We start from the raw sequence: 11,565 nt of genomic DNA, 5'->3' as shown, positions 1-11,565 counted from the left end.
GGTTCAATTGCTCTTATTCAGAGGGGCTCGGATCATGAAAGGGAACGGGTATATGGACTTCTTCCAGCAAGGCTTTTCTCATAAAGTAATCAAGAGCACCGATAAGGCTCGCTGCATCACACTCAACTTGTGCAGCAATGCTGGCACCAAAACGATGCGGAAAATTCAGCATCGCATCACGATGTGCCCTCCCAAAATCACGCGCTGCCTTTTTTACTTCTTCTCGATCAACTGTCGTTTCACGAAGTCGCTCAAGCGCAATCTGTTCACTTTCAAGTGCAACTTGCATTCTCGCGAGCTTGATTTCGTATTCATTCGCTCCATCTATGGAATCTTTTTTAATTTTTGCACAAACCTGACCAGAAGACGCTGAAAATGCTTGGGAGCGCTTTGTGGGATTCTCATTCCATATGGCTCTCGCAACCTCTTCATCAACCGAACCATCTGCAAAAATCGCTTCATCAAATTTGCCCGTCTTAAAGCGAGAAACCACTGCATTCGCAGACACACCCATCTGTTTCGCAAACGCGCGAACCGATATCCCTTCTCGATCTCTCTTATTCATGAAATATTTGCCTGTGGTGAATAATTTATAATAATTATCGTACACTTTAAATTTGTTTACAGCGTCATATTTTTAGTGTACATAAAATATATGAAAATAGTATGGGATGAACCAAAAAGAGCTTTGAACATTGATAAACATAAGCTTGATTTTGCAGATGTTATTTACTTTGACTGGGAACATGCTTTCATTGATGCAACACACTCAAACCGTATGAAAGCTATAGGATATTTTGCTGATGGTACAACAGTTGTTGTCTTTGCAAAACTTGGCACTGAAGCTATATCCATTATTAGTTTCCGTCATGCAAATAAAAAAGAAAGAGAGGTTTTCAATGACTATCAACAAAACCTTTAAAGAAGGATGCGGTTACACAAAAGAAGACTGGGAAGCAGTCAATTCACCATCACTCACAGATGAAGAACTTGCACGCTTAAAACCAGCAAAAGAAGTTTTACCTGCTTCTTTTTTCAAGCATATAGCAGAAGAGCGCCGTAAGCGTGGACGTCCTTCAATTGAATCTCCTAAACAAGCAATTACCCTACGTCTTGATCCCGAGGTTATTGCCTTTTTTAAAAAACAAGGCAAAAACTGGCGCACACGTATGAGCGAAGCGCTAAAAAAAGCAAGTGATGAATTTAAATATACATCCTAGCTTTCTCCCCACCTTGAAGATGGGAAGAGATAAGCTTCAGTATAAAGTTAAGCCACTTTTTTAAGTGGGCTTTCTAAAGTAGGATCATAAGCTCTCAATAAAGGATCAATAACTCTAGGAAGATTTGATCCCCCGCAATCTGTAAGAACTGCTAAAAGCTTAATGATATGTGGGTATTCTTTCTTAAGCTTTAAAACCAAAGCTTTCTCTACCGTGCTCATAGTGTTAACCAAAGCATTACACTCTTCATCTTCTATACCATCACGGTTACAAAGCTTAAATAACACCAACCACAAGTCACACAAAGAATCGATACTCGTATTCATTGCACACCTCCGTGGATCTGTTCTCTCAAGTATGCCAAGCCTTTTGCTGTAACACGTGCCTGAACAGAAACTTTCTCGCTGCCATCATCTCTTCTAAACACATTCGTTGCGCAATCCATAAGCCCCTGTTGTATCTTATCCTGATAGGGTACAAATTCAGATGTACCCACGCGCTTATATATCCAACGTTTTTGTTGCATATAGCCGAATAGATCTTTCGGACGTATTTCAAGCATTTTAGCAGTATCTGTGATGCACATGGTGCCCTCAGCACGGGTTAAGTGGTCATAAGCTATAACCTTATGGGCTTGTTGTTCAATTAATGCTTCTTTATTTTGCAACTCCTCTTGCATATGGGTGATAACGCCAAGTATCGTGCGTGGATCCGAATAATCAATCTGTGGTGCGGATATTTGCTTCTCCAATTCTTGCCACCGGTCAACTATCTTGGCTCGTAGTGTAGTGCTATAACCTGACACAAGAATTAAACATTCACGCTTGGGAAGGTGGTAACAAGAGCGTATTTCACCTTTTCCATCAACGTAAGTACCACTAAAATCAACCGATCCAAATTTGGATTGGTTAAGTTCCTCAAGCATTTTTCGAATATCACGCATAACATGTGCATGTTGTTTATCACACAATTCTGCAATTTCACGGCTAGACATAGTCTGAACCGCTGCACCATTAACAGTGCTTTCTGTAATTTTTATAAGAGTGTTCATGATGAACTCCTATGCAGTTAGAGGTTTGTTATTGACACTCAAGAAGAGTGCCGGGCGCTAACAAACACGGTGCATAGTCCGTCGTTACGCTTTCCCCATAAAAGGTATTGTATAGCATAACCACACCCGACAAAACCATTGTACACATGTAGTGTATAATGAGTCAAAGCTTTTAATGTGCGGAGAAGAGATTGTTTCGGTAATCCATCCGCTATGCATTTAAGGTGTTTGTTAGGCACCTGAATCAACAATAAGCACAGTGATTTTATTTTGTCAACGAATAAAATTGCTTTCTGTTCTATCTGTCCTTGCATATGGGTGATAACGCCAAGTATCGTGCGTGGATCCGAATAATCAATCTGTGGTGCGGATATTTGCTTCGCACGTCGCTCGCACTCGATAAAATACTGACGTGCTTGTTTGCCTCTTTCATTACGCTCGACCATGGCAAGCTCTTTTGCCATGTCTAGTGTGAGGTGGTAGTCCTTAGAAGGACGTCCTCCTGAACTTTCGCTCAAAAATGAGCAAAAGTCATACTCTTCTTTAAATTTATAATCTTGGATACGTCTGATAATCCAATCTTTAAAATTAGTTTTCACTTCCAAAAACGCGTGCAATTCACGTGCATTTACTGTCTGAACAGTTTCCTGATCGATGATTTGTTCTGTAATTTTTATGAGAGCGTTCATAACTGAACTCCTTGGTAATAATTGTTTTTCATTGACATCCAATAAGGATGCCGGGTGCTGAAAAACACGGTACCAAGTCCGTCGTTATGCTTTCCCCATAAAGGGTATTGTATAGCATAACCACACCCGACAAAGCCATTGTACACATGCAGTGTATAATGAGTCAAAGCTTTTAATGTGCGAGAAAAGATTGTTTCGGTAATCCATCCGCTTGGTATTTTAAGGTGTTTTTCAAGCACCTGATTCGACAATAGACATATTCTTGACATATTGTCAACGAATAAAATTTCCTTCCGCTCATTTTTATCTTTTACACCAAGCATCGCCTCTGGACTTGAGTAATCAATCTGTGGTGCTGATACTTGCTTCTCCAATTCTTGCCATCGGTCAACTATCTTGGCTCGTAGTGTAGTGCTATAACCTGAAACCAAGATAAGACATTCACGCTTGGGAAGGTTATAGCAGTTTTGTGGCTTTCCCTGCTTATCTAAATAGGTGCCCCCAAATTTGGGGAGACCTTCTTCAGAGTATAATTCTCCTAACATGTGCCGAATATCACGCATAACATGGTCATGCCGTTTGTCACACAATTCTGCAATCTCGCGGCTAGACATAGTCTGAACTGTAGCGCCACTATTAGTAGCATTCTCTGTAATTTTTATAAGAGCGTTCATAATTGAACTCCTATGCAGTTAAAGGTTTTTCATTGGCATCCAATAAAGGATGTCGGGTGCTGAAAAACACGGTGCATAGTCCGTCGTTACACTTTCCCCGCAAGGGTATTGTATAGTGTAACTACACCCGACAAGGTCATTATACGCAGCAAGCGCATGACGAGTCAAAGCTTTTAATGTGCGGAGAAAAGATTGTGTCGGCAATCTACCCGCTATGCATTTAAGGCGTTTTTCAGGCACCTGAATCAACATTAGACACATTTTCATAATATTGTCAAGAAATAAAGACGCTTTATAGCTCGAATAGTCAATTTGAGGAGCAGATACTTGCTTCTCCAATTCTTGCCACCGGTCAACTATCTTGGCTCGTAGTGTAGTGCTATAACCTGACACAAGAATTAAACATTCACGCTTGGGAAGGTGGTAACAAGGACGGTTTTCACCTTTCACATCAGTGTAAGTGCCACTAAAATCAACCGCCCCAAATTTGGGGGCGTTAAGCTCTTCAAGCATTTTCTTGATGTCTCGCATAACATGGTCATGCCGTTTATCACACAATTCTGCAATCTCGCGACTAGACATAGTCTGAACCGCTGCACCATTAACAGTGCTTTCCGTGATTTTTATAAGAGCGTTCATGATGAACTCCTAGATGTTATAAGTTTTTCATTGACACTCGAGAAAAGTGCCGGGTGCTGAAAAACACGGCATCTAGTCCGTCGTTACACTTTCCCCTAAAAGGGTATTGTATAGTGTAACCACACCCGACAAAATCACTATATGCTACAAGCATACAATGAGTCAAAGTCTTTAAAATGCGCGGAAGACTGATTATTTCGGTAACCAACCCGCTAGATGTTTTAAGGTGTTTTTCAAGCACCTGAATCGACAATAGACATATTTCAACCATTTTGTCAACGAATAAAATTGCTTTCTGTTCGGCATTTTATTAATCTTATCTACGCTTCCAATCGCTTCAAAATACTGACTCGATCGATGTTTCAAAGAAACTGCCATGGATCAATAATAGCAACACCTGTGTCTATAAAATCTTTTACATTATGCGTCACAACTGTGAAACCATGAACTAAAGCTGTAGCGGCAATGAGCATGTCACTTGCGGGTTTTGGATCAGGAACATGAAGCTTTGCGCATTGGCGAACAACAGACAAATCAATAGGCAAAATCTTATTGGCAAAAAATGGTAAAACATACCCATCAAGCCACTGACGCAACAATTTTCCTTGTATTTTATCCTTTCGCTCTACACGTAATATACCATGCTCTAATTCAAAAACTGTCATCACAGAAAGGTAAAGCTGTGCACTATGTACTTGTGATAGCCAGTGACAAACATTCTCATTGGCTCGTCCAGAATTTACTTTGCGCAATTCAGAAATAACATTTGTATCGAGGAGAAACATTAAAAAACTTCCCGTTCCTCATTCAGAAGAGGCATCCGCTCCGTCTCTAAATCAATATCCGCAAGGTCAATATCTGAACAGGCGGGCATCGCCAAACGTTTCAGAATATCACCAACCCCTTGCTCAGTCATTTCCTGATAAGCTTCCATTGACATTAAAACATGCGTGGGTTTGCCTCGATCAGTGATAAAGACTGTATCTTTGCAAGCAATTCGTTTTGCTTTGCTGATTTCATGATTAAAATCGCGGCTTGTAATAATAACAGGCATGATTAATTCCAATTTTATAATGTAGTTACGTTACTACATGTAAGATAGCGTCATCCAAAGTAATTTTCAACAATATAAATAATTCCTTATAAAATATGACTGCTTCCCACCGAAAATGAAAAGGTGTGTCATAATTGAATTTTGAACATTATAAAATTTCTTTTCGTTTAAAATAATCTACATTGCACAGCCTGTGCATTAAACATTGTACAGTCTGCGCATTAAAATTAATTGTTTTCAATGGCTTATGTGTACAATGCACAGTCAATTTAAAAATTCTGTCGCTAGCGATAGTTTGCGGTTGCCTGCCCCGCAACAAGCCCAACCCGCTGGGAAGTACCTTTTGCATTGATTTTATTGATTTTTTTTGAAATAAGAGATACATAATTTGTAATCTTCTTTAAATTAACATCCTCTCCACTCTGAAAGTGGAGAAGATAAGATCATATTTAAGCTAAGCTGCTTTCACTACAGATCTGTCTAATACATGCTTTGCTTCATCGATTAAGGCTTTATAGTTTCTGTTTTCTTCGTCTAATTTAAAAGCATCAACAAGACGCTTATGAATTGGCCCCAAAAGATACAAAGCCTTTTCAGCAGGTCTCATATCTTCCCAGTAACTTGGTAAATCAAACCGTGTATCGCGGTCACAATCAACAGATTGTTTTTTTAATTCATAAAAAGCTTTTACAAGTGCTTTTTTAAAGGCACGTACCATGTCGTTGTTGCGCATATATGTCATAAGTAAAGTTGCTTGCGCTTCATTAAGGATAGCAATCTCTCTTTTTTGTCTTCCACCTGTGGTTTCAAAGGGTACGATTTCAAATCCAACCCTTCCAAATTCCTCAAAGTCTTTACGATTATTGCGTACAAGCTTGATAACAGTGGCGTGGCTATTCCCCACACCTTCAGCAACTTTCAAAGAAGTTGTGACAGCAATACCAGCATTGTTGATTGTTACTAAATTGTTCATGATATTGGTTCCTTTGTTTTATAAATTTAAGCATCCAGGGCTAAAACAACCGAACCAATTCAGTCCTTCACATCTTTAGGTTACCCTTGGACATACACGTGAAGACCCTGGACAAAAATTTTTCATGATGGGCAACAGATCTTTCGGGATACTGCTGAACCGATTGGTTACAAGGTGTTTTAAGCCTACCCTTCAACCTATAGCGGTTCACAGAAACTGTCAATTATTTTTTCAGAGTGCCGGGCGCTCAAAAACACGGCCAATAGTCCGTCGTTATGCCTTTCCCTAGGGTATTGTATAGCATAACTACACCCGACAAGCTCATTATACGCAACAAGCGCATGATGAGTCAAAGCCTTTAATGTGCGGAGAAGAGATTGTTTCGGCAATCTATCCGCTATTGGTTTAAGGTGTTTTTGAGGCACCTGATTTAGCGATATACATTTTCCGTGAATCTTGTCAAGTAATAAGATGATTGCTGATTATAGCACATAGACATCACTTAAGAATGTACCTTAGCCTTATTCTTTGCAGCATAGTCCTGACGAGCAAGTTGTCTCTGTATATTTTTGGTTAATCTTTCATTGGCACATTGTACAATGGAATGTGCAATCTCTGGATTATACATGACCTCTGCAATGGAGACCCCTTCTTGTTTTACAATGGGGAATTGATCTCCTCCAGCTCTTTGGAACACATTCCCCCCTCCTCTCCTTAAATTAACACGCTGGGGAAACTTTCCACCTTTTATAAAGCCATGAGGCAAAATCTTTCTTGCCCCAAACATCGTGTAGACCGCACCGCGTTTTGTTTCTTTTGCTTTAAAAAACTTAAGAGGCAATGCTGTTCCTGAACCAACAATATCCGCTTCAGGAAATTTTGCTGTTGCTTTTGATTTAACATAAACACCTTTTTTCACGCGCTTTGATTGAGCTGATGTTACTTTAGAAACTTTCAGTTCTATAAAACGCTCAACCTGCTTTGCTGCGGTATTTACAGCATTGCGAAGCGCCCAATTAAGACGTGGTGCTTTAAGATTGGTAAAAGTGTCTTCAACTTGCTGAAGATACCATTTTTGGTGAATAGTGAACTTCAAATGCTAAGCCTTCTTTGGAGAATCCATTGATGGCTTAGAAGCTTTAACTGCTTTAGATTTTTCGGAAATGGCTGTTTCTACAGATTCTTGCTTGCTTATCTCTGTCTCACTGCCTGTTTTTGTATCCTTATCAAGCTGTTGTTCTACATCAGTAGCAATAAATTGCTCTTCCTGGTAAAGTCTTGCAGCATTGGCACGTTTAAGACGAGCGTAGACCGTATTAGAAATCTCAACGAATGGATTATCTAATGTTGAAGGTTCAAAACGAACAGTGCTTTTATTATCGCCAAAAACGCACATTGATCTAGTGATGACCGCTTTCATCGTCACTCCTTTTGTAGGTTTATTTAATGACAGAATTAATGACACAACTGGTCAATTATTGGATTTTACTCTTTGAAACAAAGAAACAGCCAGTTTTCCTAAGAAAACCGGGCTCTCCAGCCATATTCCAGGCTCATATTTTACTGAATTTTCGGGAATATTTTTTGAATTTTAGACACAATAAGACTAGTGCCGTGCCGTCATTAAATACAATTTTTTATACCATGTCAACACAAAAATCTAAATCTTGTATTTTTTATCTAGTTTTAAAGCTCTTTCCTTACTTCTTTAGAACTATAAAAAGTAGCATCTCCATTTCAAACATACTCCCTTACTTTAGAAGCTAAATAATAATCCTCATCTTTTGTATTCACTATAATACAAATATAAAATACAACATTTTTGTTGTATTGAAACATTTTAGATGTTATATTATCATAATGAATAGTCAAGAATTGAAAAGATATCTTTTAAAACAAGGTTGTAATTTTACCTCAGGAAAAGGCGGGCACTTAATTGTAAAATGAGGTTCTAAGAAATCTGTTTTGCCAATGCATGGTGCACGTAAGGAATTAGGAACAGGATTAGTTCAAAAAATTCTCAAAGACCTTGATTTAAAATAATTTTTCACCTCAACCTGAATAGAGAGGAAGTGCAAATGAAATATGCAATGAAATTTATCGAAGACGATAATGATACTCTTCTCGTCATCTCTAAAGACTTTAAAGAATTCATCACTTATGGTTCCAATGAAAAAGAAGCCTTAGAAAATGCCAAAAATGCACTTTTAACAGTTATTATGGGACGTTTTCAAGATCGTGAAATTGTTCCTTTTGGTAATCATAACATTAGTTACCCTTTTGTTGAAGTATCTTCATTGGTAGCTTTTAAAATTGCAGTGCATAACGCTATGATCGAAAAAAACTTACGTAAAGCTGACCTTGTGCGCCTTTTAAAGCTTCACCCAATACAAATTGATCGACTATTGGATTTAAACCACGCAACAAAATTAGATGTCTTAGAATCTACCCTTCTTGCTCTTGGAAAAGAAATTACTATCAACATCCAAGACGCTGCGTAAAATTTACACATTCACATGGTTTTTCGTAAAATGCTCATAAAGCGTATTAAGAACAATACGCAATGAATGTACAAGATATGGCAATGATTGATCTTCCACAACAAGATACTGTAGTGCAGCATAAAGATTATACTGTCCATAGAGACCCTGTGTCTCTTTTACGATTTCTTGCATATCTTCATAGCGATCGGTTGCTCTTTGAACCCACCGTTCTTGCGCTCCCTCATCTGACAATGGAGTAAAATCATCATAAATGGCACTCGGTAAACCTTTTGCACACAAGTAATTATTTCTAACTTCAAGATACTTCTGTGCAGTATCATACTGGTCTTGGCTAATGCCTGATGGGTCTTGTCTATATCCGAGCAAACAAAGCCGCCCGATATATGTACCAGAAAGGGGATTTTTTGCCTCTTCCACACTCAAACCAAAGTGCTTAGCACGCATTTCAATGGTTAATTTATGAACTGGCTCACGGGGCGTTTTCGCACGTGAAATACGACCATTTGGTTCTCTCATACGTCCCTTAATCCGTGGTCGTCCACGTTTTGCATGTTTTTTCTTTTTGGCCATATTTGTTCAATCAGAACGGAATATCATCATTAACAGGGGTTGTATAATCAGCAGCGCCTGAAGCAACAGCATAACTTTGAGCAGTGACAGAGGGAGATTGATCTTTTTTTGTATCAAGCAAATACAGCTCACCTTTAAACTGTGGTAAGACAACCTCTGTAGTGTAACGCTCAATCCCTTTGTTATCTTGCCATTTACGTGTTTGTAAGCGCCCCTCGATATACACTTTGCTCCCTTTTTTGAGATATTGAAGGGCGATTTTTGTAAGGTGTGGATTAAAAACTACCACGGAATGCCATTCCGTCTTCTCTATTTTCTGATTGGTGTTTTTATCTTTATAGCTTTCTGAAGTGGCCATACTAAATTTTATCACTTCAACTCCAGAAGCCATCGTTTTGCTTTCGGGATCAGCACCGAGACGCCCTATTAACGTTACTTTATTGAGCATATTTGTAAATCCATGAAATCTGCACTTTAAACAACAGATATTGTAGCATTAATTGCTTTGTTTTTCAAATAGATATAATAATATATTAACGTATAACTTTATGTTTTGCAGTCAATCTATGATGCTAAAAAACTCTCATGGCCTGTTGATGTTTTATTTCGAAAAGTCGCTAATAAAAAAAGCCGCTTCACATAAATAAAACGACTTTTTTTCTGTTTAAAAACAGGTGCCCCGCCGCACCGCTGCTTTTTTATGCAACTTGATCTAAAATCTTTTCACGACCAGTGATTATGATATTGTCACTAACATCATTACAAACCTTAGCTTTTTCGAATATTTTCGCATTGCCATAAACCTTGACATTGTTAACAACTATTGCTTTTCCATAAACCCTAGCATTATCGAAAATATGAGAACCCTCACAGACATAAGCAGACCCTGATACTTTAGCATTGCCATAAACAAAGCCACTCACAGAAGCACTATTCCAAACCTTTGCATTGTCATAAATCTTTGCATCTATAGAAATAAAGGCTTTTCCATAAACCACGGCATTGTTACAAACTTGACCACAAATTTTTGCATTACCATAAACCTTAGCCTTACCATTAACCACGCACTTGCCATGAACCCACCCCTTGCCACGAACAAACATCTTACCACAAACACTGGCATTATCAAAAACTTGGGCATTGCCATAAACATGGGTAGTACGACCATAAACCTTAGCCTTACCACCAACCACAGCGTTACCATAAACTTTAGCATCATCACCAACAATGGCATTATTACGTATTTTGGCATTTTCAGAAACGACAGCATTCATAGCAACTATAGCACTGTCATAAACCCAACAGTCACCATCATGACTTAAGTTATCTTCTTTTTCTATAAAACCACCAAGGTCACCGGCTTTAACATCACCAAAATCTCTTAATGCACGGATGCGATAAAGAGTAAGATTACCAATCTTTTTAGCTTCACTTGTAAATTCATATTTTTTTGAGATAGCGTTCATAATGAACTCCTAGTTGTAAAGTTGTTTTCAATTGACACCCTAAGGGCGCCGGGTGCTGAAAACACGGCAACTAGTCCGTCGTCACACTTTTCCCATAAGGGTATTGTATGGTGTGACCACACCCGACAAAATCACTATACGCTCTAAAACGTATAAAGAATAGCCAGTTTTTTAAAAGCACAGGAAAGATTGTTTCGTAACCTATCCGCTAGTTGTTTAGTGTTTTCAGCACTTATTGATTCGATTAACATCATACCATTCCATTGTCAAGCTGCTTCCGATAATTTTTTAATATTTTTGTTAATCTCATCGATAAGAGGTTCAAGATTCAGCACTGTGCTAGGAACTTTACCTCCATAAATCCACGCTTTCACCTGCGCTTTGGTACTGAAATCTGTTTTCTCTGGCATGTCATAGTACTGACAGCCTTCAAACTCCTCATACTCTCTGGTGCCATCTTCACGCTCATACAGATTATAAAAATATTCAGCACAGCCAAGACCCCATGGAGCATGACCAACAGCTGTTGCCACAAACCTTTTTTGCAGTGACTGTTTACGTTTTTTTAAGACCAGATGTTTTAAAATTTGCATTGATTAATCCTTAATTTGATCGCATGGATTTATTTGCCTTAAATTTGATCGTACAGCGCGATTTATGTATTTCATGTTGGGGTTTCATCAAAAAAATTATAGATTGCGCTCCACGGTGCCATTTTGTCGATT

Annotated in this window: 19 protein-coding genes and 1 pseudogene; 4 read left to right on the top strand and 16 right to left on the bottom strand. The window is 38.6% G+C overall.

Annotated elements, in window-relative coordinates:
- Positions 1 to 13: 13 nt before the first annotated feature.
- On the bottom strand, positions 14 to 565 hold the full coding sequence (locus V3564_RS02645; RefSeq protein ID WP_455481277.1) for a hypothetical protein: 552 nt from the start codon (positions 563 to 565) through the stop codon (positions 14 to 16).
- 90 nt (positions 566 to 655) lie between these two features.
- On the opposite strand from V3564_RS02645, the gene V3564_RS02640 reads away from it, so the two are divergent.
- Positions 656 to 922 (top strand): BrnT family toxin, encoded by a 267-nt coding sequence (locus tag V3564_RS02640; protein WP_455475870.1) that lies wholly within the window; start codon positions 656 to 658, stop codon positions 920 to 922.
- The gene (locus V3564_RS02635) at positions 900 to 1,220 is read left to right on the top strand and encodes a BrnA antitoxin family protein (RefSeq protein ID WP_455475871.1); all 321 of its coding nucleotides are present in this window, start codon (positions 900 to 902) and stop codon (positions 1,218 to 1,220) included. Before V3564_RS02640 ends, V3564_RS02635 begins: the two co-directional genes overlap by 23 nt.
- A 47-nt stretch (positions 1,221 to 1,267) precedes the next feature.
- On the opposite strand, the gene V3564_RS02630 is transcribed toward V3564_RS02635, so the two are convergent.
- The 11 genes from V3564_RS02630 to V3564_RS02580 all read right to left on the bottom strand — a co-directional run bounded on the left by V3564_RS02630 (position 1,268) and on the right by V3564_RS02580 (position 7,720).
- A complete protein-coding gene (locus V3564_RS02630) occupies positions 1,268 to 1,546 on the bottom strand; it encodes a hypothetical protein (RefSeq protein WP_455481276.1) in 279 nt (92 codons plus the stop codon).
- Positions 1,543 to 2,271: a Rha family transcriptional regulator gene (locus V3564_RS02625; RefSeq protein WP_455481275.1), complete on the bottom strand. Its 729-nt coding sequence runs from the start codon at positions 2,269 to 2,271 to the stop codon at positions 1,543 to 1,545. The genes V3564_RS02630 and V3564_RS02625 overlap by 4 nt, the downstream gene beginning before the upstream one ends.
- A gap of 38 nt (positions 2,272 to 2,309) precedes the next feature.
- Positions 2,310 to 2,960, bottom strand: a complete 651-nt coding sequence (locus V3564_RS02620; protein WP_455481274.1) for an antA/AntB antirepressor family protein — start codon at positions 2,958 to 2,960, stop codon at positions 2,310 to 2,312.
- Positions 2,957 to 3,634 (bottom strand): Rha family transcriptional regulator, encoded by a 678-nt coding sequence (locus tag V3564_RS02615; RefSeq protein WP_455481273.1) that lies wholly within the window; start codon positions 3,632 to 3,634, stop codon positions 2,957 to 2,959. The genes V3564_RS02620 and V3564_RS02615 overlap by 4 nt, the downstream gene beginning before the upstream one ends.
- A gap of 18 nt (positions 3,635 to 3,652) precedes the next feature.
- A complete protein-coding gene (locus V3564_RS02610; RefSeq protein WP_455481272.1) occupies positions 3,653 to 4,273 on the bottom strand; it encodes a Rha family transcriptional regulator in 621 nt (206 codons plus the stop codon).
- 362 nt (positions 4,274 to 4,635) lie between these two features.
- Positions 4,636 to 5,058 carry a PIN domain-containing protein gene (locus tag V3564_RS02605; RefSeq protein WP_455481271.1) on the bottom strand — a complete coding sequence of 141 codons (423 nt, stop codon included), beginning with the start codon at positions 5,056 to 5,058 and terminating at the stop codon, positions 4,636 to 4,638.
- Entirely contained in the window at positions 5,058 to 5,327 is a 270-nt protein-coding gene (locus V3564_RS02600; protein ID WP_455481270.1) for a type II toxin-antitoxin system Phd/YefM family antitoxin, read from the bottom strand. The genes V3564_RS02605 and V3564_RS02600 overlap by 1 nt, the downstream gene beginning before the upstream one ends.
- Positions 5,328 to 5,781: 454 nt before the next feature.
- Positions 5,782 to 6,300 (bottom strand): Rha family transcriptional regulator, encoded by a 519-nt coding sequence (locus tag V3564_RS02595; RefSeq protein ID WP_455481269.1) that lies wholly within the window; start codon positions 6,298 to 6,300, stop codon positions 5,782 to 5,784.
- A 197-nt stretch (positions 6,301 to 6,497) separates the two neighbouring features.
- Entirely contained in the window at positions 6,498 to 6,725 is a 228-nt protein-coding gene (locus V3564_RS02590; RefSeq protein ID WP_455481268.1) for a hypothetical protein, read from the bottom strand.
- 77 nt (positions 6,726 to 6,802) lie between these two features.
- Positions 6,803 to 7,396, bottom strand: coding sequence for a hypothetical protein (locus V3564_RS02585; RefSeq protein WP_455481267.1), 594 nt, complete (start codon positions 7,394 to 7,396; stop codon positions 6,803 to 6,805).
- A gap of 3 nt (positions 7,397 to 7,399) precedes the next feature.
- The gene (locus V3564_RS02580) at positions 7,400 to 7,720 is read right to left on the bottom strand and encodes a hypothetical protein (protein WP_455481266.1); all 321 of its coding nucleotides are present in this window, start codon (positions 7,718 to 7,720) and stop codon (positions 7,400 to 7,402) included.
- A 440-nt stretch (positions 7,721 to 8,160) separates the two neighbouring features.
- On the opposite strand from V3564_RS02580, the pseudogene V3564_RS02575 reads away from it, so the two are divergent.
- A pseudogene (locus tag V3564_RS02575) lies at positions 8,161 to 8,343 on the top strand (type II toxin-antitoxin system HicA family toxin).
- Between the two features lie 35 nt (positions 8,344 to 8,378).
- Positions 8,379 to 8,801: a type II toxin-antitoxin system HicB family antitoxin gene (locus V3564_RS02570; RefSeq protein ID WP_455481265.1), complete on the top strand. Its 423-nt coding sequence runs from the start codon at positions 8,379 to 8,381 to the stop codon at positions 8,799 to 8,801.
- A 3-nt stretch (positions 8,802 to 8,804) separates the two neighbouring features.
- On the opposite strand, the gene V3564_RS02565 is transcribed toward V3564_RS02570, so the two are convergent.
- From V3564_RS02565 to V3564_RS02550, 4 genes are all read right to left on the bottom strand, one after another.
- Positions 8,805 to 9,374: a hypothetical protein gene (locus tag V3564_RS02565; protein WP_455481264.1), complete on the bottom strand. Its 570-nt coding sequence runs from the start codon at positions 9,372 to 9,374 to the stop codon at positions 8,805 to 8,807.
- A gap of 10 nt (positions 9,375 to 9,384) precedes the next feature.
- Positions 9,385 to 9,822 carry a single-stranded DNA-binding protein gene (gene ssb, locus V3564_RS02560; RefSeq protein ID WP_455481263.1) on the bottom strand — a complete coding sequence of 146 codons (438 nt, stop codon included), beginning with the start codon at positions 9,820 to 9,822 and terminating at the stop codon, positions 9,385 to 9,387.
- A 250-nt stretch (positions 9,823 to 10,072) separates the two neighbouring features.
- On the bottom strand, positions 10,073 to 10,840 hold the full coding sequence (locus V3564_RS02555; protein WP_455481262.1) for a hypothetical protein: 768 nt from the start codon (positions 10,838 to 10,840) through the stop codon (positions 10,073 to 10,075).
- Positions 10,841 to 11,106: 266 nt separating this feature from the next.
- On the bottom strand, positions 11,107 to 11,433 hold the full coding sequence (locus V3564_RS02550) for a hypothetical protein (RefSeq protein WP_455481261.1): 327 nt from the start codon (positions 11,431 to 11,433) through the stop codon (positions 11,107 to 11,109).
- Positions 11,434 to 11,565 lie beyond the last annotated feature (132 nt).

It is taken from the genome of Bartonella sp. B12(2025) (genome assembly GCF_053795135.1).
Note: the sequence above shows the minus strand (reverse complement) of the source record. Positions and strands in the feature narration are given on the sequence as shown.

Coding starts and splice junctions, on each gene's coding strand:
- V3564_RS02645 (WP_455481277.1), bottom strand. CDS start 565: ATGAATAAGAGAGATCGAGAAGGGATATCGGTTCGCGCGTTTGCGAAA.
- V3564_RS02640 (WP_455475870.1), top strand. CDS start 656: ATGAAAATAGTATGGGATGAACCAAAAAGAGCTTTGAACATTGATAAA.
- V3564_RS02635 (WP_455475871.1), top strand. CDS start 900: ATGACTATCAACAAAACCTTTAAAGAAGGATGCGGTTACACAAAAGAA.
- V3564_RS02630 (WP_455481276.1), bottom strand. CDS start 1,546: ATGAATACGAGTATCGATTCTTTGTGTGACTTGTGGTTGGTGTTATTT.
- V3564_RS02625 (WP_455481275.1), bottom strand. CDS start 2,271: ATGAACACTCTTATAAAAATTACAGAAAGCACTGTTAATGGTGCAGCG.
- V3564_RS02620 (WP_455481274.1), bottom strand. CDS start 2,960: ATGAACGCTCTCATAAAAATTACAGAACAAATCATCGATCAGGAAACT.
- V3564_RS02615 (WP_455481273.1), bottom strand. CDS start 3,634: ATGAACGCTCTTATAAAAATTACAGAGAATGCTACTAATAGTGGCGCT.
- V3564_RS02610 (WP_455481272.1), bottom strand. CDS start 4,273: ATGAACGCTCTTATAAAAATCACGGAAAGCACTGTTAATGGTGCAGCG.
- V3564_RS02605 (WP_455481271.1), bottom strand. CDS start 5,058: ATGTTTCTCCTCGATACAAATGTTATTTCTGAATTGCGCAAAGTAAAT.
- V3564_RS02600 (WP_455481270.1), bottom strand. CDS start 5,327: ATGCCTGTTATTATTACAAGCCGCGATTTTAATCATGAAATCAGCAAA.
- V3564_RS02595 (WP_455481269.1), bottom strand. CDS start 6,300: ATGAACAATTTAGTAACAATCAACAATGCTGGTATTGCTGTCACAACT.
- V3564_RS02580 (WP_455481266.1), bottom strand. CDS start 7,720: ATGAAAGCGGTCATCACTAGATCAATGTGCGTTTTTGGCGATAATAAA.
- V3564_RS02570 (WP_455481265.1), top strand. CDS start 8,379: ATGAAATATGCAATGAAATTTATCGAAGACGATAATGATACTCTTCTC.
- V3564_RS02565 (WP_455481264.1), bottom strand. CDS start 9,374: ATGGCCAAAAAGAAAAAACATGCAAAACGTGGACGACCACGGATTAAG.
- ssb (WP_455481263.1), bottom strand. CDS start 9,822: ATGCTCAATAAAGTAACGTTAATAGGGCGTCTCGGTGCTGATCCCGAA.
- V3564_RS02555 (WP_455481262.1), bottom strand. CDS start 10,840: ATGAACGCTATCTCAAAAAAATATGAATTTACAAGTGAAGCTAAAAAG.
- V3564_RS02550 (WP_455481261.1), bottom strand. CDS start 11,433: ATGCAAATTTTAAAACATCTGGTCTTAAAAAAACGTAAACAGTCACTG.